This is a genomic window from Aeromonas sp. Y318-3, from assembly GCF_027706185.1.
GTDB classification, from domain to species: Bacteria; Pseudomonadota; Gammaproteobacteria; order Enterobacterales; family Aeromonadaceae; genus Aeromonas; species Aeromonas veronii.
This window is the reverse complement of sequence record NZ_JAPDCN010000009.1, coordinates 125,759-146,929: the sequence shown is the minus strand read 5'-3', so window position 1 is coordinate 146,929 and position 21,171 is coordinate 125,759. Positions and strand designations below refer to the sequence as shown.

Sequence of the window (21,171 nt, the reverse complement as noted above, 5' to 3'; positions counted from 1 at the left end):
CGTTTTAAGCCTGTTTGATTAAAAGTGGTAGTCGGGATGGCCGGTTTTGCCGAACCTCCATCCCGGTCGTCTAAGCAACTTCAATCTACCAGCTTGCGATCAAATTAGGCTGAAAACGGGGTGTCTTGTGATCCAGGTCTCAGATACCCAGCGATACCCCCTCCATAACCAGTGACTCACATCACATTCTCATGCTGTAATTCGGCTACATTTCGATCTTTTCTGTTTTGCATGGTCATTTTTTGTGACTCAAATCACTAAAGTTGTTTTGTGGCTCTCTTGTTGAATGGTGACTTTCGTCACAAATTCAATTTTTGTATTCGAATGGGACAAATCACTCAATTACTCATCAGTGGGTAGTGGCGATGGATCTATCGAAATACTCCATTGCTTACCAATGAATCAATAAATTTGTAACCCGCTTTCAGTTTTTACGGTTGGTGATGAGGTCTCTTTTGCGGCTGGCCGATGGGAATGGGCGCCAACATGCAGGATGTTATCGAGCGGCAGATGTTCGGGGCGCTTGTTTGCTGCGCAGGCCAGACTGCAGATAAAAACAAACCGCCAGCAGGCGGTTTGTCGGTTTTTGCGATCTGAGCCCTGTCGGGGCTGCGGCTCAGTAGAAGCCGGCATCCTCGGGGGAGGGGCGGGTCTTGAAGCGGCGATGAAGCCACATGTACTGCTCCGGCGCCTTGCGCACGGCGGCTTCAATCTCGCGGTTGGCGCGGGCGGCATCAACCATGTCATCCCCGCTGGGGTAGTCGGCGAGCGGCGCCCCGATATGCAGGGTGTAACCCTCGCTGGTGCGGATGTTGTAGCAGGGCAGGGTGACGGTGTTTTTCACCCGCGCCAGGGTGGCGGTGCCGGTGATGGTGGCGGCTTGCTCCACCGCGAAGTAGGGCACGAACACGCTGGCGTGGCTGCCGTAGTCGTGATCCGGTGCATACCAGAGGGCGTCGCCGTTGCGCAGCGCCTTGATCATCCCCTTCACATCCATCCGGTCCACCAGATATTTGTTGGAGGCGCAGCGACCGTGATACTGGGCATACTCCAGCACCGGATTGGTGTTGGGGCGATAGACCCCCACCCCGGGCCGTACCAGTCCGAAACAGCGGGCGTTGAGTTCAAGCGTCAGGAAGTGGCAGGAGAGCAGCAGCATGCCCTGTCCCTTCTCCATGGCTGCGATAACGTGCTCTTCCCCTTCCACCTTCATCAGGTTGCGCATCCGCCAGTCTGGCCAGAACCAGGCGATCCCCACCTCGAACACGGCACAGCCCACGCTCTCGAAGTTTGCCTTGAGCAGTTTCTCCCGCTCATCCCGGGTCAGCTCGGGCATCGCCAGCTCCAGATTGCGACGGGCAATCTTCACCCGGGACTTCAATATCCTGGCGGCGAGGCGACCGAGCTGACGGCCCAGCCACATCTGGCTGCGCCACGGCAGCAGGGTCAGCAGCCAGAGCAGGCCGAGGCCGAACCAGCTGGCCCAGTAACGGGGATGAAACAGGCGGGGCTCCAGGCGGGGAGCGTTGTCATGGGCCATGGCTAATCTCTTGTTCGCAAACACAATCGGGGGATTCTAGCCGAAAAGGGGGGGCGGGGGCGAATGGCTGTGTGCTGGTCAGAGGGGTAGCCTGCGTCCGGTTAGCGTGACAGCGGCGGCAACTGCGGTCGGCTTTTTCTACACCGGATAAAAGAGTGTGATAAAATCGCCCGCTGATTTTTCAGGTTTTGAGAGTCGATACAGATGAAGATCACCCTGCCCGATTTTGAAAAAGCCCGCGTTCTGGTCGTTGGCGATGTCATGTTGGACCGTTACTGGCATGGCCCTACCGGTCGGATCTCGCCCGAGGCGCCGGTGCCCGTGGTCAAGGTTGAACACATTGAGGAGCGTCCCGGTGGCGCAGCCAACGTGGCCCTCAACTCCGCCGCCCTTGGCGCTCATGCCGTGCTGCTTGGCCTGACCGGTCAGGATGAAGCGGCCGATGCGCTGGCTGGCCAGATGGCTGGCGTCAAGGTGGCCTGTGATTTCGTTCGTCTGGCCGACTTCCCGACTATCACCAAGCTGCGGGTGCTGTCCCGCAACCAGCAACTGCTGCGTCTGGACTTTGAAGAGCCCTTCCACTCCGTCGATGCCACCCTGCTGATGAGCAAGGTCGAGCAGGCGCTGCCAAACAGCGACGTGATGATCCTCTCCGACTACGGCAAGGGTGCTCTCAACGACGTGCCCGGCATGATCCAGCGCGCCCGAGCCGCCGGTATTCCGGTGCTGGTCGACCCCAAGGGGACCGACTTCGAGAAGTATCGCGGTGCCACTCTGCTGACCCCCAACATGTCCGAATTCGAGGCCGTGGTGGGCAAGGTGAAGAGCGAAGAGGAGCTGGTCGCCAAGGGGCTGGATCTGGTCAAGCGTTTCGAGCTGGATGCCCTGCTGGTCACCCGTTCCGAGAACGGCATGACCCTGATCCGCGAAGGTCAGCCGGAGCTGCATCTGCCGGCTCAGGCCCACGAGGTTTATGATGTGACCGGTGCCGGTGATACCGTCATCTCCACTCTGGCTACCTCACTGGCGGCAGGCAAGAGCCTGGACGAAGCCTGCGCGCTGGCCAATACCGCAGCCGGTATCGTGGTCGGCAAGCTGGGTACCTCTACCGTTAGCCCGGTCGAGCTGGCCAACGCCCTCTATACCGAGCAGGAGACCGGCTTCGGCGTCATGTCCGAAGCCCAGCTGAAAGTGGCGGTTCGTGCCGCCCGTCTGCGTGGCGAGAAGGTGGTGATGACCAACGGCTGCTTCGACATCCTGCACGCCGGCCATGTCTCCTATCTGGCCAATGCGGGCAAGCTGGGGGATCGTCTGATCGTGGCGGTCAACACAGACGAGTCGGTTCGCCGTCTGAAAGGGCCGGGTCGTCCGGTCAACCCGACCGAGCGCCGCATGGCGGTACTGGCTGCGCTGGGCGCGGTGGACTGGGTAGTGCCGTTTGGTGAAGATACCCCGCAGCGCCTGATCGCCGAGATCCTGCCGGATCTGTTGGTGAAGGGCGGTGACTACAAGCCGGAAGATATCGCCGGTTACGCCGAAGTGACTGCCAATGGCGGTGAGGTGCGCGTTCTCAACTTCGAGGATGGCTGCTCCACCACCGACATCATCAAGACGATCCGCGAGCGCGGCTAACGCGCTGCTGGCCCCGCAATCTGGCGGGGCTCATTATCGGCGGTAGCAAGCCGACAGAAATACGGATAACAAAAAGGCGACCTTGCGGTCGCCTTTTTCATGTCCGATAGCGGCTATCAGCTTTTGGCTTTTGCCGTGGCGGGCATCAGGCCCTGGTTCACTTCCACCAGGTCCTGCGCTTCCAGAATACCGGCAGCCTGTTTCAGGCTCAGGATATTGAGGATGTAGTTGTAACGGGCTTCGGAGAGTTTCTGCTTGGCCTCGTACAGCTTGCGGGTGGAGTCCAGCACGTCGACGATAGTACGGGTACCCACTTCGTAACCGGCTTCGGTCGCCTTCAGGGCGCTGTCGGCGGAGACCACAGACTGGCTGTAGGCGCGCACCGAGCCGATGCTGGCGTTCACGTTGTTGTAGGAGGAGCGCACAGTGCTCTGCACCGAGCGGAAGTTCTTCTCCAGCAGTTCGCTGGCCGCTACGTAGTTGTATTGAGCCTGCTTCACCTTGGAGCTGGTGGCGCCACCGCTGTAGATGGGCAGCTTGAAGGTCAGACCGATATTGGCCTGATTGTCATTGCCGCCCGGAATGCTATCCAGCTTGTAATCGGTATTGCTGGTTTGCAGTCCGGCACCGAGATCCAGAGTCGGCTCATGGCCGGTCTTGGCGAGATCGATCTGCTCCTTGGCAATGTCCTTGCTGATGCGGGCACTGTGCAGTTGCAGGTTCTTGTCCAGCGCCAGCTCCAGCCACTTGTCGGAGCCGAAGGCGGTCTTCTGCGGGCTGAAACGATCTGTGTTCAGCACGTCCAGATTGCGGTGATCGATACCGGTCAGCTCGCGCAGGGTCTCGTAGCTGTTGTCCAGCGAGTTTTCTGCATTGATCTCGTCAGCCAGCGCCTGGTCGCGGGAGGCTTCGGCTTCATGGACGTCGGTGATGGCGGTCAGGCCCACTTCGAAACGCTGCTGGGTTTGCTCCAGCTGACGCTCTACCGCAACCTTGTTGGCACGGACGAACTCCAGGGTATCCATCGCCTTGAGCACATCAAAGTAGGCTTTGGCGGTGCGCACCATCAGGTTCTGGATTTCGAGGTTGTAGGCAACATCTGACTGGGTGGCCTGCTTCTCGCTGATATCCAGATTGACCCAGTTGCTCCGACGATAGAGGGATTGCGACAGCGTCACTTCACCCTTGGCGTTGGTATTGCTCTGGGTATCGTTCTTGTTTTGCAGATAATTGAGCCCGGCACCCAGATCGATCTGGGGCAGCAGAGGGGCGCGGGATTCGTTGATCTTCTCGAAGGCCTGGTCGCGAACGGCTTTGGACTGCAGCAACTGCGGGTCTTTGATCTGGGCTTGCTGGTAGATGTCGAGCAGGTTTTCGGCATGGGCACCGGCACTGACGCCCAGCAACACCATGACTGACAAAAGTGTTCTTTTCATAGATCGTTTTAACCTTATGTAGTAACCCAAACTGGTTGCTGGAGAGGCAAATATTGTCACCGACCAAGCTTGATTGCAGCTTAATCACTCTACTAGTAAGCAAAATTTAATGCTAAGAGTCTCAGGTCCGGTGACGGGAACGTCAAGAACCGGACGCAGTTTTCTCCCCGCGCGCCTAGCCAAATGGTCTGTGGCTGCTAAAATCCACCCCTCATTACCATGGCACGCCGAGTGAATGAACGTTCATTCATGTTCCTCGGATTTTATGGTCAAACTGATACAAGTCAAGCTGACGGGAGCCCCGGATGTCGCAGCAACCCTTGCCGCAAGATCGGCATTACGCCACCGATGATGTGAAAATCATTGAAAAATCAGCTGGATATAACGGCTTCTTCAAGGTGAATGTCTATCGTCTGCAGCATCGGTTATTTGCTGGCGGCTGGAATCAGCCCATCGTGCGCGAGCTCTTCGAGCGGGGCCATGCTGCCGCGCTGCTGCCCTATGATCCGGTACGCGACCAGATAGTGCTGGTGGAGCAGTTCCGTATCGGCGCCATGGAGACCAGCCCGACCCCCTGGCTGCTTGAGCTGGTGGCCGGCATCATCGACGAAGGGGAGACCGCCGAGGCGGTGGTGCGTCGCGAAGCGGTTGAAGAGGCCGGGATCGAGGTGGCCCGCTGCGAGCATGCCATCAGCTATCTGGTGAGCCCGGGCGGCAGCACCGAGCGGATCGAGGTCTTTGTGGGCGAGGTGGATGCCAGCAAGGCGAGTGGTCTGCACGGTCTGGCGGATGAGGGCGAGGATATCCGGGTGCACGTGGTGAGCCGCGAGCAGGCCTACGCCTGGCTCAAAGAGGGACGCATCGACAATGCGGCCTCGGTCATTGCCCTGCAGTGGCTGGCCCTCAACCATGGCGAGCTGCGTGCCCGCTGGCTGGCGGATCGCTGAGGTGGCGCTGACCCTGCAACAGAGCAGGCGCTATGTGCCTGATCTGATGTCCTTGCAGCGTACTTGCGAGGTCAACTACATGGCATTGATGAAGCTGCTGCCGCCAGATGGAGAGGTCGGGGCCGAGCGCCGCTATCGGGTCGGCAACGATCTGCAGTTCCAGCTCACCATCATTGGCGAGAGTCGCTTCACCAATCAGGTGATCCTGAGCCAGCACAACCCCGAATTGCCCGAATATTTACAAGCTCAGATAGAGATTCGTTTGTATCATGACGTGCGGATGGCGGAAGTGTGTGCAGCGCAACAGATTTCCCGTTTGCAACCACGTTATGATTATCCCAATAAAAAGATGCACCAGCGGGACGAAAAGGAGCAGGTAAATCTGTTTCTGGCCGAATGGCTAAAATTTTGTCTCAGACATGGTACCAGCCCGATCAATATCTCCAGTTGAACAAATAAAAAGAAGCGTGATTTTGGAAACAGAGCTCCCCCAGGCGCAGGACGGCAGTGTGCGCCTGTTGCAAATTACCGACACCCACCTCTTCGCGAGTGCCGAAGGGCGGCTGTTGGCTGTGCGCACCGCAGAGAGTCTGGCCGCCGTGCTGGAACAGGTGCAGGCCAATGAACACCCCTACGAGGTGATTCTGGCGACCGGCGATCTGTCACAGGATCACAGCCCGGAATCCTATCAGCGTTTCGCCTCCATGATGGCGCCCCTGGGCCGCCCCATCTACTGGCTGCCGGGCAATCACGATGACAGCCCGCTGATGACCGAATATCTCCATGCCGCCGGGATCAGCGAATCCAAACAGCTGGTGGGCGACCACTGGCAGGTGATCCTGCTCGACACCCAGGTGCGCGGCAAACCCCACGGCATGATTGGCGATCACCAGCTGGCCGCCCTCGACCGTGCCCTGCGTCAATATCCTGATCGCCACGCCCTTATCACCCTGCACCATCAGGCGGTACCGGTGGGCTGCGCCTGGCTGGATCAGCACAATCTCAAGAATGCCGATGACCTGTTCGCCGTGCTGGCTCGTCATCCGCAGCAGAAGACCATCCTGTTCGGCCACGTTCATCAGGAGTTTGACGAGGTGCACCGCGGGGTGCGGCTGATTGCCAGCCCCTCCACCTGCATTCAGTTCAAACCGCTATCCGACGGCTTCGCGCTGGATGAATCCGGCCCGGGCTGGCGCTATCTCACCCTCTATCCGGATGGGCGGGTGGCCAGCGAGGTGTGGCGCCTGCCGGTGGGACAGTTTGTGCCCGACCCCAACGCCACCGGTTATTGAGGAGAGCATTCCATGAAGTCGGTTCTCCTTTATCTGCACGGTTTCAACTCCTCACCGGGCTCCGCCAAGGCGCAGCAGATGGCTGCCTGGGTGGCCGCCAATCGGCCCGACATCGAGGTGATCATTCCGGCTCAGCCCAATACGCCGGCGGCGGCTTGGGCGGCTATCGAACAGACCATTGCCGATCTGCAGCGTCGTTATGGTAGTGAATTCAAGCTCGGCTCCGTGGGTAGTTCCCTTGGTGGCTTTATGGCGACCCGGGTGAGCGAGCTGTACGGCTGCCGCGCCGCGCTGATCAATCCGGCGGTGCGCCCGCACGAGCTGCTCTGTGACTACCTTGGCCCCCAGACCAATCCCTATACGGGTGAGCAGTATGTACTGCTGCCTGAACATATGGATGAGCTGCGGGCACTGGCGGTACCGGTGACGGCGCCGGAGCGACTCTGGATCCTGCAACAGCAGGGAGATGAGGTGCTCGACTATCGCAAGGCGCTGGACGAATACCGCTTTGCCCGTCTCTCGCTGGAGTGCGGCGGCGACCATGCCTTTGTGGCGTTCGAGCGCTACCCCGCCCAGATTATCCGTTTCCTCGGGCTTTAATCATGCAACCGCCGTTGGCCGCCTTTCTGGAACAGGTACTGGCCACGGCGCAAGCGGGCCTCACCTACTCCAAAGACCCCTTCGATATCGGCCGTTTCGAGGCGCTGCGCGCGGCCACCGTGGCCCTTATCGCCAACCAGAGCGAGCTGGCGCCGGAAGCCATCAGCGACTGGATTGCCCTCGACAGCGGTTATCCCACCCCCAAGCTCGATGTGCGGGCCTTCATTCAGAACGATGCGGGTCATATCCTGCTGGTACAGGAGCGCAGCGACGACTGCTGGACTCTGCCCGGTGGCTGGTGCGATATCGGCGACTCGCCGGCGGATGCTGTGGTGCGTGAAGTGGTGGAGGAGACCGGCCTTGAGTGCCGTGCGGTGCAACTGCTGGCCCTGTTCGACAAGCTAAAACACCCTCATCCGCCCCAGCTGCCTCACGCCCACAAGGCCTTCTTCCTGTGCGAGGTGACCGGCGGCCAGTTGCTGGGCGAAACCGATGAAACCAAAGGGGCGGGTTACTTCCCCATCGACGACTTGCCCCCGCTCTCCCACCATCGGGTGGTGGCCTCCCAGTTGCGCACCCTCCATGAGCACTTGCTGCAGGGGCGGCGCGATACCCTGTTTGATTGACATCTGAGGACGTCAACCCGTTCGAGCTGGGGGAGGTGCCGACGCGCGATGGTGTGCATCACCCGGCGGATCGACAGGTCTGAACAAAAGGGGCTCATATGTTCCTGTTGCGCCCTGCGGGGCAGTGTTAATCTTTAGCGGCCTGTTTACTTTGCCTCGCCCGGGGCAGGGGATGGCCTGACTCTTCTGAACTTCACTGCCAACAGGGAGCACGTTTGTGACAACTCCTTCTGCGCTGCCGGATCTGGTACTGGGCGCCTCTCTCTACTTTCCGCCGCTGTTCAAGGCGGTGCTGCTCGGCCTGCTCTGCTGGCTGCCGGTGCACCATCTGCTGCGCGACTGGCTCTATGGCGGGGATGTCTGGCACCCCTTGCTGATGGATCTCTCCCTCTTTATCCTCGCCGTCAGCGGCGCTCTATGGATGCTGTTACATGGCTAAATCACCTCTCGCGACCCTCAAATACTTCTCCACCCTGCTGGTCTGCGCGCTGGCGCTGGCGGCGGGCTGGTGGCTGTGGAACTACTACATGCAGGGGCCCTGGACCCGGGATGGCAAGGTGCGCGCCGAGCTGGTCAGCATTACCCCCGAGGTGTCGGGCAAGATCATCAAGATAGCGGTGAAGGACAACCAGCTGGTGAAGGCGGGGGAGGAGATCTTTACGCTCGACCCCGAGCCCTACCGGATCGCCCTCGATAATGCCCGGGCGGCGCTGGCCAAGGCGAAATCGGATCTCGACAAGGCAGAGCACGAGGCGAACCGGCGCAGTGGCCTGTCGCGCAGCGTCATCTCCGCCGAGACGATGGATGAGGCGCGCCTCAATGCCCAGGCGATGCAGGCGGCCTATCAGGTGGCGCAGGCCAATCTGGAGAAGGCGGAGTGGTCGCTGGCCAAGACTCGGGTGCATGCGGCGAGCGATGGTTACATCACCAACCTGCAGACCCGGGTCGGCAACTATGCCAGTGCCGGCGTGCCGCTGGTGGCGCTGGTGGATACTCACTCCTTCTATGTGCAGGGTTATTTTGAAGAGACCAAGCTTGGCCACATAGCGCCGGGCAAACCGGCCGAAGTGGTGCTCTACAGCGGGGAACAGCGGTTGCGCGGCGAGGTGGAGAGCATAGGGCGCGCCATCCACGATCAGAGCGTCGATGGCGGCAAGGGCTTGCTGATCGACGTCAAACCCAACGTGCCCTGGGTGCGGCTGGCCCAGCGGGTGCCGGTGCGGATCAAGCTGCTGGATGTGCCGGCTGACGTGACGCTGATCGCCGGTACCACTTGCACCATCACCATTGGCGAGTAGGGTGAACGAGTCATTCTGGCTGCGTACCCCCTGGGGGAGGGCGACAGGGGGGCAGTGGCGCTATGCCCTGCGCAATGCGCTTGCCATGTGCCTGTCGCTCTGGCTGGCCTTCGTGCTGCAGCTCGACTCTCCCTACTGGGCGATGAGCTCGGCCGCGGTGGTGAGTTTTCCCACCGTGGGCGGGGTGATCAGCAAGAGTCTGGGGCGGGTGGTTGGCAGCCTGATGGGGGCGATGGCGGCGGTGGTGATCACCGGTCTTGGCATCAGCGATCCCTGGCTGTTCAGCTTCCTTATCGCCCTCTGGCTGGGTTTGTGTACCTACATCTCCAATCACTATCAGAACAACGTCTCCTACGCCTTTGCCCTCGGCGGATACACAGCCGCCATCATCGCCTTCTCCTGCGTCAATGTGGCGGATCCCCACCATATCTTCGATATCGCCCAGGCCCGGGTGAGCGAGGTGATCATCGGTATCCTCTGCGGCGGTCTGATGATGATGATCCTGCCCAGCACCTCGGATAGCGAAACCCTGCTGGAATCCCTGCGCAAGAGCCAAGCTCGTCTGCTGGAGCATGCCCAGCTGCTCTGGCTGGGGGAGATGACGCCCGAGGTGCGCAGCTCCCACGAAGGGCTGATCGGCCAGATCCTCACCATGAACGTGCTGCGCATTCAGGCGGTCTGGAGCCATCACCGGCTGCGGCGCCAGAACCGGCTGCTCAACTTCCTGCTCCATCGCCAGCTGCGCCTGATCAGCCTTATCTCCAGCCAGCGCCGCATGCTGCACAACTGGCCGGAACAACCGGAAGGCATTCAGGCGCTGCTCGCCACCCTGCTGGCCGAGCTTGGCAAGCCGGGGTGCGACAAGTATCGGGTCGCGAGGTTACTGGCTCCCCTGACGCCGACCAGCGAGCATGATTATCGACTGCGCACCTTTTTGCTGCGGCTGCGCCACTTCTGCTGGAGCTATCTGGAGTGTCAGCGCTGGCTTGACCGGTTGTCCTGCTACGACGATCAGGAGTGGCCGGCGCCGCCCCGTCACACCTCTCTCACCAGCCATACCGACACGCTGGAGGCCGCCTACAACGGCGGGCGCACCTTCCTCTGCGTGCTGCTCGGTTGCACCTTCTGGATCAACAGTCAGTGGGATGCGGGCAGCTCGGCGCTCACCATGCTCTCCATCTGCTGCGTGCTCTACTCGGCGACCCCGGCGCCGGCTCAGGGGGCCAACACCATGCTCAGGGCGATCCTGCTGCTCAGCCTCATCTGCTTTGCGGTCAAGTTTGGCCTGATGATCCGCATCGACGACTTTTGGGTTTTCTGCCTCTTGCTCTTTCCGGCGCTGCTCACCATGCAGCTCTGCAAACAACAGCAGGTGCGGCAGGCGGGCCTCTGGGGCCAGATGATCGTGCTGCTCGGCTCGTTTCTCGCCATCACCAATCCGCCCAGCTACGACTATCAGCAGTTCATCAACAGCAGCCTCGCCCAGATGCTGGGGGTGATGAGCGCCGCGCTGGCGTTTCAGCTGCTGCGACCCAGCTCGGATCGGCGCAAGAGCCGCCGCCTCATCCGCTCCCTGCGCCGCCACTTCATGGATCAGCTGGAGCCGGCCCCGCGCCAGAGCGAGAGCCAGTTCGAATCGCTGATCTACCACTGCATCAGCCAGCTCGGCCAGAGTCAGGATCAGACCGCCCGCCTCTGGGTGCTGCGCTGGGGCGTGGTGCTGCTCAACTGCAGCCATATCGTCTGGCAGCTGCGCCAGTGGCGCGGTGACGAACATCCTCTCTATCTGGTGCGTGACAACTGTATCCGCAGCCTGAAGGGGATCCTCACCGAGCAGGGGGTGCAGCACGCCTCCCTCGACCGCACGCTGGCCGAGCTGCAGCGGATCAGTCAGGGGCTGGCCAACCATGGCGATGGCACGGCGCGAGAGCTGGCAGGCATGGTGTGGCGGCTGCAAAGCTCGCTCTCCCAACTGCAACAGGAGCTGCCGGGCCCGGCCGAAGGGAGCTGAAACAGCCTCCGGAGGGGAACAATCCCCTCCGGATCACCCTTTCCCGCAGCCAAGTTTGTCCAATACCCTCCCAACGAGTAAGATTCTCCCCAAACGTCAATTCGCAAGGCCCTCCATGTCTACTCAATACAATGCGGATGCCATTGAGGTCCTCAATGGCCTTGAGCCGGTGCGTCGCCGCCCCGGCATGTATACCGACACCACCCGGCCCAATCACCTCGGCCAGGAGGTCATCGACAACAGCGTCGATGAAGCGCTGGCAGGTCACGCCCGCAATCTGGAGGTGATCCTGCATGAAGACCAGTCTCTCGAAGTGATCGACGATGGCCGCGGCATGCCGGTCGATATCCACCCGGAAGAGGGGGTTAGCGGGGTGGAGCTTATCCTCTGCAAGCTGCACGCGGGCGGCAAATTCTCCAACAAGAACTACCAGTTCTCCGGCGGTCTGCACGGGGTGGGTATTTCGGTAGTGAACGCCCTCTCCGATCGGGTCGAGGTGACGGTACGTCGCGACGGTCAGGTCTACGACATCGCCTTCGAGCGTGGCGAGAAGGTGCAGGAGCTGACCATCACCGGCACCTGCGGTCGTCGCAACACCGGCACCCGGGTGCGCTTCTGGCCGCAGGCGAGCTACTTCGATTCGCCCAAATTCTCGGTCACCAAGCTGGAGCACCTGCTCAAAGCCAAGGCTGTGCTCTGCCCCGGCCTCACCATCAAGTTCCTCGACAAGAACACCGGCATCAAGCTGGAGTGGTGCTACGAAGATGGCCTCAAGGATTATCTGGTCGACGCGGTCAAGCAGTTCACCTGCCTGCCGGAGCAGCCCTTTATCGGCTCGTTCAGCTCGGAACAATCGGCGGTGGACTGGGCGCTCTGCTGGTTGCCGGAAGGGGGCGAATGCCTCGCCGAATCCTATGTGAACCTGATACCCACTGCGCAGGGCGGTACTCACGTCAACGGCCTGCGTCAGGGCCTGCTCGACGCCATGCGCGAGTTCTGCGAGTTCCGCAACCTCTTGCCGCGCGGGGTCAAGCTGACCCCGGAAGATATCTGGGATCGCTGTGCCTACATCCTCTCCATCAAGATGCAGGATCCGCAGTTCGCCGGTCAGACCAAGGAGCGCCTCTCCTCCCGTCAGAGCTCTGCGTTCGTCTCCGGCGTGGTGAAGGATGCCTTCAGCCTCTATCTGAACAGCAACACCGAGCTGGCGGAGCAGATCGCCGAGATCTGCATCAGCAGCGCACAGCGCCGGATGCGCGCCGCCAAGACGGTGGTGCGCAAGAAGATTACCCAGGGCCCGGCGCTGCCCGGCAAGTTGACCGACTGTAACTGCGCCGACCCCATGCAGGGCGAACTGTTCCTGGTGGAGGGTGACTCCGCGGGCGGCAGTGCCAAGCAGGCGCGGGATCGCGAGTTTCAGGCCATCATGCCGCTGCGCGGCAAGATCCTGAACACCTGGGAGGTGGAGGCCGGTCAGGTGCTCGCCTCACAGGAAGTGCACGATATCTCGGTGGCCATCGGGCTCGATCCCGACTCCGAGGATCTCAGTGGCCTGCGCTACGGCAAGGTGTGCATCCTCGCGGATGCGGACTCGGACGGTCTGCACATCGCCACCCTGCTCTGCGCCCTGTTTGTGAAGCACTTCCGCACGCTGGTGGAGAAGGGCCACGTCTACGTCGCCATGCCGCCCCTCTACCGGATCGATATCGGTAAAGAGGTCTACTACGCCCTCGACGAGGACGAGAAGAACGGCGTGCTGCAGCGGGTCGAAGCCGAGAAGAAGAAGGGCAAGGTGATGGTGACCCGATTCAAGGGCTTGGGCGAAATGAACCCGAAACAGCTGCGGGAAACCACCATGGATCCCAACACCCGTCGTCTGGTGCAGCTCACCATGGAGCCGGCAGGGGAGAGTGAAGGGGATGCCGCTGACGAGACCCTGCAACTGATGGACATGCTGTTGGCCAAGAAGCGGGCGAGTGATCGCCGCGAATGGCTCGAAGAGAAGGGCAACCTCGCCATCATCTAAGCCGTCGGCCGGCCCTGTCGGGGCCGGCAAGCATTTAGCCGGAGTCGCCCTGTGGCGGCTCCCGAACCGAAAGAGAAAATCACATGAGTGATGCTATCGAGCTCAGTCTGGACGGGGTAGAGCGCCAGCCAATGCGCACCTTTACCGAACGGGCTTACTTGAACTACTCCATGTACGTCATCATGGATCGGGCCTTGCCGCATATTGGCGACGGCCTCAAACCGGTGCAGCGGCGCATCATCTACGCCATGAGCGAGCTGGGGCTGTCGGCCCTCTCCAAGCACAAGAAATCCGCCCGTACCGTGGGTGACGTGCTGGGTAAGTACCACCCCCACGGCGACATCGCCTGTTATGAAGCCATGGTGCTGATGGCCCAGCCCTTCTCCTACCGCTACCCGCTGGTGGATGGTCAGGGTAACTGGGGTGCGCCGGACGATCCCAAATCCTTCGCGGCCATGCGTTATACCGAAGCGCGGCTGTCGCGCTTCTCCGAGCTGCTGCTCTCAGAGCTCGGCCAAGGCACGGTGGAGTGGACGCCGAACTTCGACGGCACCATGAAAGAGCCGGTTGTGCTGCCCGCCCGTCTGCCCCACATCCTGCTCAATGGTGTGACCGGTATCGCGGTGGGCATGGCGACCGACATCCCGCCCCACAACGCGCGGGAAGTGGCCTACGCCTGTGCCGAGCTGCTCGACAACCCCAATGCGGGGCTGGATGTGTTGATGCAGCACATTCAGGGGCCGGACTACCCGACCAACGCCGAGATCATCACCCCGCGCGACGATATCCGCAAAATCTACGAGACCGGCAAGGGTTCCATCAAGCAGCGGGCGGTCTGGAGCGAGGAGGATGGCGACATCGTCATCACAGCGCTGCCCCATCAGGCCTCCGGCGCCAAGATCATGGAGCAGATCGCCGCCCAGATGGTGGCGAAAAAGCTGCCGATGGTCACCGATCTGCGCGATGAATCGGACCACGAGAACCCGACCCGTCTGGTGATCGTGCCGCGCTCCAACCGGGTGGATGTGGAGGGGCTGATGGCCCACCTGTTCGCCACCACGGATCTGGAGAAGAACTACCGGGTCAACCTCAACATCCTCGGCCTAGACAACCGGCCGCAGGTGAAGTGCCTCAAGACCATCCTCAGCGAGTGGATCCAGTTCCGTCGCGAGACTGTGCGTCGCCGTCTGCAATTCCGCCTCGATAAGGTGCTGGCTCGCCTGCACATCCTCGAAGGCTTGCTGATCGCCTATCTCAACATCGACGAGGTGATCGAGATCATCCGTACCGAGGATGAGCCGGGCAAGGTGATGGTGGAGCGTTTCAACATTACCGAGACCCAGGCCGAAGCGATCCTCGAGCTGAAACTGCGCCATCTGGCCAAGCTCGAAGAGTTCAAGCTGCGCGCCGAACAGAACGAACTGGCCGAAGAGCGCGACAAGCTGGAACTCATTTTGGGCTCCGAGCGTCGCCTCAACACCCTGCTCAAGAAAGAGCTGCTGGCCGATGCCGAGAAGTACGGCGACGATCGCCGCACCCCGCTGGTGGAGCGGGCTACCGCCGTGGCGCTGACCGAGAAAGAGCTGGTGCCGAGCGAACCGGTCACCGTCATCCTCTCCGACAAGGGGTGGGTGCGCGCCGCCAAGGGCCACGATGTCGATGTGGCGGGGCTCTCCTATAAGGCGGGGGACAACTACCTCACCCACGCCTTTGGCCGCAGCAACCAGCAGGCGGTGTTCCTCTCCACGTTGGGGAGAACCTACGCCCTCGAATCTCACACCTTGCCATCCGCGCGCAGTCAGGGCGAACCGCTCACCGGCCGCTTTGCGCTGGGGGCAGGGGAAGAGGTGCGCCATCTGGTGATGGGCAACGAGGGCGAGCCGTATCTGATCGCCAGCGATGCCGGTTACGGCTTTGTCTGTACCTATGACGACCTGATCGGCAAGAACAAGAACGGCAAGGCGCTGCTCACCGTGCCGGAAGGGGGGCAGGTGATGGCACCCCAGAAGATCGGCTCGCCGGAGACCGATCTCTGCATGGCCATCTCCAACGAAGGGCGCATGCTGCTGTTCCCTCTCAACACCCTGCCGGTGCTCGGCAAGGGCAAGGGCAACAAGCTCATCAGCATCCCCTCGGCGCGCGTCAAGGCGCGGGAGGAGTTTGTGGTGATGGCCGCCGTCATCCCGCAGGGCCAGTCGGTCACCCTGTTTGCCGGCAAGCGCAAGCTGACTCTTAAGCCATCTGACCTTGACTACTACCGCGGCGAGCGCGGCCGCCGTGGTGCCAAGCTGCCCCGCGGTTTGCAGCGGGTGGATCGCATCGAGATTGAACCCGCCGCCGGCACCGAACCGGCAGCCGGGGAAAATCAGGAAGGGTAATTAATGGAAGGGAGTGATTAGTCGCTCCCTTTCAAATTTTAATATTAACCTATGGTTAAATTTATCATCATTCATTGGCAATGATTGATAGTTTATATAAACTCAGCCAAATCAATGCTCCTACCCCAAGGTTATTCCATTCTCTCTAATATAACGGACCTTAGGGTCTCTTATTTCGTAGAGCACACCGCCTTGCTGTTTTTCTCCCGTTTTTTTAATTAGACCCATATTTTCCATTGAGACAACATAATTGTTAGTGGAACCTCCCGTTTTGGCCATCTCACTAAATTTGTTTTTTGTAAATATATTTGAATCGAGTTTAATTAAATGTTTGATATATGAATATATGTCCATAGAGTCTGCACGTGCATTTGCTTTTTTCGGATAATATTCATAGTAATTGAACTCTTTGACAAATTTTTCAATACCTAATATAACAGCTTCTTTTGTTATTTTCCGTGAGGGGTCAATCTCAAATTGAGATACTAGCGATTTATCTAAGAGATGCCATAAATCTCTAGGGTTATCATTACACATTTCAAGTAGCAAATTGATCGAATGATCTGCTTCATCATCAAATATAGCATTAAGTTCACTGACGAACCCGTTTGAAAAGGCTGATAGCCTTTTGCTTGCTACATCTCTAAGGCCTACTGGGTTCCATGATAGCGCTTGAAATCCGATCTTCTGAGTTCTAACATTTGACTTTATTTCATTAAAGGGAGTTGACCATACAAAAAGAATAATTTTAAATTTATTGTTTATCATTATTTTATTATTTGAAGCTACGCCCTCAATAAACTTTGCTATACGTTCAGCATCATTCTTAAGTCGTGGGTCTTCATCAACCTTGTCAATTAATAAAATTATTTCTTTTATCTTTGACTTAATTATGAGATCGCATAGTTTCTCAAGATAATAATAATTTCGGTCAGCCGGAGTGAAATTTTCATCGACCTCTAACTCTAGTCGCTTGAAGTATTCTGCATCTCCAATGTCTATGTCGGGAAGAGCAGAGAAATGTTTTGTTAACGCGTCACTAACTACTTTCGTTAGTGCTTTCAACCCATAGTTGAATACTATTCTAGTAGAGTTGTATATATTTATACAGATACGCTTCGTAAGTCCATTTTGTATTTTTTTGATTTGTTCTCTAAGCTGATTTTTAGTTGATGCCGGAACATATTGATGTAGATACATTGATAGGTGAGTTCTTTCATCCTGATCATATTTCCATAATGCACTAGGACTAAGGCTCATTATTTTAAAAAATTCACCAGCAATTACTGATGTTATAAATTTATAGAGTTGTTCGTGTTCAAAGGATTCTTCCAGCATAGAGAATTCTTCAAGTCGAACGAGTAAGATATCATCTGATTTTTTTCTTCTACCAATATCAAGATTGAGAGCAGTTTTACCACTACCACGCTCACCAGAAATTATAATTGAGCTTCCTTTTATAGCTTCATCAATTACTGAGTAATTTTGAGGTTTTTTATAAATACTTTCTGCTTTTTCCATTTCTGATTCTGCGGTATATACAGAGAATGGATAACTTAATAGGCCAAGAGATTTATAATAGTCTTCAAATTCCAAAAGAACCTCCTTTTCAATCTAAAAGTGCTGGCTTTAAAATCGCCTATAACTCCACGTGGTAGAGAGTTTTCTACGCCTAGAATTTGAAACTCGATGTAACAGGTGGATAGCTTACCAGAACCGAATGGTTCCTTGTTGTGATCCAAGCAAATTTTTGTTCAAGGGAAAAACTAGGACACCCACCTTCTTGGTCGGTAATTTTACTTTGCGGCCCCCTTATCCTCGGCCCTTCTCCCTTGTTTATGGCAAAAAGGGGGAGAGGGGAGGTAACCCTAGGGTGCAATGAACAGGGTGAATTGCACCGCGATTGAGCCAGCCCGTAGGTCTGATTAGCGAAGCGTAATCAGACGATCGCGAAAACAGGTTACCGTAATTCTGCCGGTGCTCCAGCTGATCTCTTCTCTATATCCATCGCCACCGAGATTGCGGTGCGGACGATTACGCTTCGCTAATCGACCCTACGCGTCCCTGCTTGATTTCACGCTCTGCTGCTTGTCGGTGGTTTGCTCCCCCTTATCCCCGACCTTTCCTCCCTTATCTATGGCAAAGAGTGGGAGAAGGGAGCAGAGATCGCAGCCATTGATAGTGACCGTGGTATGGCGTGATAGCTAAGCGTGACAGCTAGGGCTTCAGGTTGGCAGGTGCTGATCCCCTCTCCCCTCGGGAGAGGGTTAGGGTGAGGGGACGCTGACAATAGGGCAAACGCCACAGCGATCGCCAGGTGGGCAATCTGAAATGAGTCATCCATCCCACCAAACGAGAAGGGCCCCGCCATCCATGATGGCGGGGCCCTTTACATTAACAGCAGTGCCGCTGATTCAATCGTTCGCGCTGGCAGGGACCACTGAAATGGCTGGCTCGAGCCCGATTAGACAGGAATGGCTGTCGCTGCCGGTGGCGGGGTGATTTTCGAGGCGATCAGCTGGCGCAGGCGGGGCACCAGCAGGAGCAACACCACGCCGCCTGCCAGCGAACCCCAGCCGAGCATATTGAATACCGAGCTGTAGCCCGGGTTGGTGGCGACCGGGGTGCTGCCGATATTCTGCGGCATGGCGCCGGAGACATAGCCCGCAAGCACAGAGGCGACGCCGGTCACCATCATCCAGCAGCCCATCATCAAGCCTTGCAGGCTGGCGGGGGCCAGCTTGCCAATCATGGCGTAACCGATGGGGGAGATAAGCAGCTCGCCAAAGCTCTGTAGCACATAGCTGATGGCGATCCACTTGAAGGCGACCAGCCCGTCGGCCCCCGCCAGATGGATGCCGAGCGGCAGCACCAGCATGCCGAGCCCCATGCAGAACAGGGAGGCGGCAAACTGGGAGGGGATGTCGATATTCCAGCCCTGTTCGCGCAGTCGCTTGAACAGCAGCGCCATCAAGGGGCCACCGATAACGATGACGAGGGTGTTGATGTTCTGGATCCACTGGGGGGCGACCCGCAGCCCGAACACGTTGAGGTTGATGTTGTGCTCGGAGAAGAGCATCAGCCCCATGGGCGCCAGCTGGTAGAGCGACCAGAAGATGAGGGAGCCGAGGGCGAGGATCAGGTAGGCCACCATGCGGCTGCGCTCGGCGGCGTCCGGGTGGCGGGCGGTCATCACGCAGAGCAGTACCAGCACCACGGCCCCCAGGATCAGCACAAAGCTGCCGCTAAAGCTGGCGTGGGTCAGCAGCAGGCGCAGCGCCGGCACCAGCATGGCCAGAATGGCGATCCCGGCCAGCATGCGGCGGTAGAAGCCGCTCCCTTTGATATGGCGCAGCGGGGTGCTGATATCCGCCAGAATCGGCCAGCAGGCGAAGGTGGCGATAATGGCGATGATGTTACCCAACGTCGCAAACAGGAACAGGGTGCGGTAATCCTCGGTGAGCTGGAAGTAGCCCGCCACCGTGAAGCCGATAAAGAAGCCCAGATTCATCCCGGCGTAGTTCCACAGGAAGGCGCTCTCGCGGCGGTGATCATCCGGGGCGAAGCGCTGGGTCAGCATCATGTTGAGGCAGGTGACGTTAAGGCCGCTGCCGGTGAGGAACATGGCGAGCCCCCAGTAGAGGCCGGTGATCCCCATCTCGGCGATGAAGTAGCAGCCGATCACCTGCAGCACCATCCCCATCACGAACAGGTTGCGGTTGCTGAGGTAGCGCCCGCCGAGATAACCGCCAAACAGGTGCAGGCCATAGTTGAAGGCCCCGAAGACCCCCATCATGGCGTTGGCCTGGGATTCGCTAAAGCCGAGCCGCTTGGTGGCGTAGAGCACCAGGGTGGAGTAGAGCACGGCAAACCCCAGGGTCGAGAAGGTCTGGATAAAGAACAGCGCCCCGGAGCCGGGGGGAATGGTGGGGTGTTGATTCGAAGCGCTCACGGTCTGTCTCCTGTGAGAGAAGAAAGTCATTACTCGTCCTGAGAGCGTACCGGTCTGCTGCCGGCTAGCCTTGTGCGCTTCCATGCTAGTCTGAAGGCCGGTCTGTCATTTAGCGGCCAAGCGGTGCAAATAGCCATACCTGAAATTTAATCTGGCGCGATTAATTGCTTTTTATTGATCTATTCCGCCTTTTTATGCGCGATTGTGCCGTGGTTTTAGCTCGGCTTACCACGGGATTGCGGCATGGTTGATGTGATCCAATCGACTATTTAGTGCCGATTATGGCCCTGTAGCGGGATCTATGTCCCGCTTTGTTGTCCCGAAACGCAGCTGGCGCCAAGTTGTTGTATTGCAGGTTGTTTATTCATCCTCGGGTATTGAGTGAATAAATATCGGGAGGAGAAGGGGTCGCAGCAGGGTGACTTGCGTGTGTTCTCTCTTTGCTGTCGAGAGGGTGAGGGGAGGATAGAACAACGCCCGGCGGGCCGGGCGTTGTGGTGCGACTGATGGGCGGCGAAAGCGGCCTTAGAAGTCGTGGTAGAGCGGCCAGCCGAGCAGCGGGTGCTTGAGACCGGCGCGCATCTCGACGTTGTCGAGCTTCTCCGGCGAGGCATTCTCTTTTTGCAGCAGCTGGTACTGGCGCACAAAGCCGAGGGTGTGGAGCAGGTTGGGCACAAAGCCCGGGCTCAGCTCCTGGCGCAGGGCGGCGGCCATGTCGGCGGGTAGCGCGCTCAGCATCAGGGCGAGCTGGGCGGCGAGGTAGTCGGTGTCGTACCAGTTCTCGTCGAGCTCAATCTCCCGCGCCAGTTTGCGCTTGAGATCCTGCTTCACCTTGAGCGGGGCGGCGCCACTGCCCTTGCCGCAGAGGATGCGGTAGAGCAGCGCTTCGGCCAGCTTGTCCTCCATGGTGGGGTGGTCGCTCTCGCAGGCGAAGAAGTGCTGGTCGATGAGTTCCATCAGGCGGCTCTTGTTGTGCTCGGTCAGCGCCTTCTCGTACTCCTGCCACCCTTGCCACTCCTCCACATCGGGCGGGCTCGAGATCTTGTCCAGCAGGCGGGCATCCACGTCACCGTAGAGGCTGTTGCCAGCCTGCTTGGGGCTGACGGTAATGAGCATCGACCAGCCCTTCTGGAACGGCTTGATGGGGCCTTCCGGCGCCTGCAGCAGCGCCAGCGCCTTGGCCGGATCCCGCGCCGAGAGCTCCTGCAGGCCGAGGCTCACCACGCCGATGACGTCGTGGGCCGCCTGCTCCAGCAGGTGCATCTTGTACTTGTTGTAGTACTTGTCGGCGAATTTGAGGCTCATCAGCACCGCCTTGCCCTTGATGGCGGCGAGCTGTTGCTGACTCAAGAGTTCGTTGTCGCGGCCAAAGCGCAGCACCTGGGTCAGAAAGGGGCCCTGGTTGGCATCGCGAATGACTAACTGCATGAATG

General features: G+C 58.8%; 16 protein-coding genes. 11 read left to right on the top strand and 5 right to left on the bottom strand.

Translation table 11 applies throughout. From position 1 onward, the window contains the following. Positions 1-616: 616 nt before the first annotated feature. Positions 617-1,540 (bottom strand): LpxL/LpxP family Kdo(2)-lipid IV(A) lauroyl/palmitoleoyl acyltransferase, encoded by a 924-nt coding sequence (gene lpxL, locus OKB77_RS14095; protein ID WP_021231687.1) that lies wholly within the window; start codon positions 1,538-1,540, stop codon positions 617-619. Positions 1,541-1,744: 204 nt separating this feature from the next. Between lpxL and hldE the strand changes: the two genes are divergently transcribed. Next, positions 1,745-3,172, top strand: coding sequence for a bifunctional D-glycero-beta-D-manno-heptose-7-phosphate kinase/D-glycero-beta-D-manno-heptose 1-phosphate adenylyltransferase HldE (gene hldE, locus OKB77_RS14090; RefSeq protein ID WP_005335903.1), 1,428 nt, complete (start codon positions 1,745-1,747; stop codon positions 3,170-3,172). A gap of 116 nt (positions 3,173-3,288) precedes the next feature. Here the strand turns inward: hldE and tolC are convergent, their stop codons facing one another. Then, positions 3,289-4,608, bottom strand: a complete 1,320-nt coding sequence (tolC, locus tag OKB77_RS14085; RefSeq protein ID WP_270817858.1) for an outer membrane channel protein TolC — start codon at positions 4,606-4,608, stop codon at positions 3,289-3,291. A gap of 305 nt (positions 4,609-4,913) precedes the next feature. Here tolC and nudF point away from each other — a divergent pair, with 305 nt between their 5' ends. The 10 genes from nudF to parC all read left to right on the top strand — a co-directional run bounded on the left by nudF (position 4,914) and on the right by parC (position 15,786). Next, a complete protein-coding gene (gene nudF, locus OKB77_RS14080; protein ID WP_270817857.1) occupies positions 4,914-5,555 on the top strand; it encodes an ADP-ribose diphosphatase in 642 nt (213 codons plus the stop codon). Further along, positions 5,518-6,006 carry a DUF1249 domain-containing protein gene (locus tag OKB77_RS14075; RefSeq protein WP_234917839.1) on the top strand — a complete coding sequence of 163 codons (489 nt, stop codon included), beginning with the start codon at positions 5,518-5,520 and terminating at the stop codon, positions 6,004-6,006. The genes nudF and OKB77_RS14075 overlap by 38 nt, the downstream gene beginning before the upstream one ends. Positions 6,007-6,028: 22 nt before the next feature. Continuing rightward, positions 6,029-6,847: a 3',5'-cyclic-AMP phosphodiesterase gene (gene cpdA / locus OKB77_RS14070; protein WP_041202814.1), complete on the top strand. Its 819-nt coding sequence runs from the start codon at positions 6,029-6,031 to the stop codon at positions 6,845-6,847. Positions 6,848-6,859: 12 nt separating this feature from the next. Continuing rightward, positions 6,860-7,447: a YqiA/YcfP family alpha/beta fold hydrolase gene (locus tag OKB77_RS14065; protein WP_270817856.1), complete on the top strand. Its 588-nt coding sequence runs from the start codon at positions 6,860-6,862 to the stop codon at positions 7,445-7,447. 2 nt (positions 7,448-7,449) lie between these two features. Further along, on the top strand, positions 7,450-8,073 hold the full coding sequence (locus tag OKB77_RS14060) for an NUDIX hydrolase (protein WP_270817855.1): 624 nt from the start codon (positions 7,450-7,452) through the stop codon (positions 8,071-8,073). Between the two features lie 196 nt (positions 8,074-8,269). Then, the gene (locus OKB77_RS14055) at positions 8,270-8,512 is read left to right on the top strand and encodes a DUF1656 domain-containing protein (protein ID WP_033113020.1); all 243 of its coding nucleotides are present in this window, start codon (positions 8,270-8,272) and stop codon (positions 8,510-8,512) included. Continuing rightward, positions 8,505-9,371: an efflux RND transporter periplasmic adaptor subunit gene (locus OKB77_RS14050; protein WP_043849649.1), complete on the top strand. Its 867-nt coding sequence runs from the start codon at positions 8,505-8,507 to the stop codon at positions 9,369-9,371. Before OKB77_RS14055 ends, OKB77_RS14050 begins: the two co-directional genes overlap by 8 nt. A gap of 1 nt (position 9,372) precedes the next feature. Beyond that, positions 9,373-11,382, top strand: a complete 2,010-nt coding sequence (locus OKB77_RS14045; RefSeq protein WP_270817854.1) for an FUSC family protein — start codon at positions 9,373-9,375, stop codon at positions 11,380-11,382. A 115-nt stretch (positions 11,383-11,497) separates the two neighbouring features. Next, positions 11,498-13,408, top strand: a complete 1,911-nt coding sequence (gene parE, locus OKB77_RS14040; protein ID WP_005335894.1) for a DNA topoisomerase IV subunit B — start codon at positions 11,498-11,500, stop codon at positions 13,406-13,408. 83 nt (positions 13,409-13,491) lie between these two features. Continuing rightward, on the top strand, positions 13,492-15,786 hold the full coding sequence (parC, locus tag OKB77_RS14035) for a DNA topoisomerase IV subunit A (protein WP_270817853.1): 2,295 nt from the start codon (positions 13,492-13,494) through the stop codon (positions 15,784-15,786). Positions 15,787-15,906: 120 nt separating this feature from the next. On the opposite strand, the gene OKB77_RS14030 is transcribed toward parC, so the two are convergent. From OKB77_RS14030 to atcC, 3 genes are all read right to left on the bottom strand, one after another. Then, positions 15,907-17,382, bottom strand: coding sequence for a P-loop ATPase, Sll1717 family (locus OKB77_RS14030; RefSeq protein ID WP_266140892.1), 1,476 nt, complete (start codon positions 17,380-17,382; stop codon positions 15,907-15,909). An 868-nt stretch (positions 17,383-18,250) separates the two neighbouring features. After that, on the bottom strand, positions 18,251-19,738 hold the full coding sequence (locus tag OKB77_RS14025; RefSeq protein ID WP_266140891.1) for a peptide MFS transporter: 1,488 nt from the start codon (positions 19,736-19,738) through the stop codon (positions 18,251-18,253). 525 nt (positions 19,739-20,263) lie between these two features. Further along, complete coding sequence (atcC, locus tag OKB77_RS14020; RefSeq protein ID WP_123172315.1) at positions 20,264-21,166, bottom strand: cold adaptation protein AtcC; 903 nt, start codon at positions 21,164-21,166, stop codon at positions 20,264-20,266. Positions 21,167-21,171 lie beyond the last annotated feature (5 nt).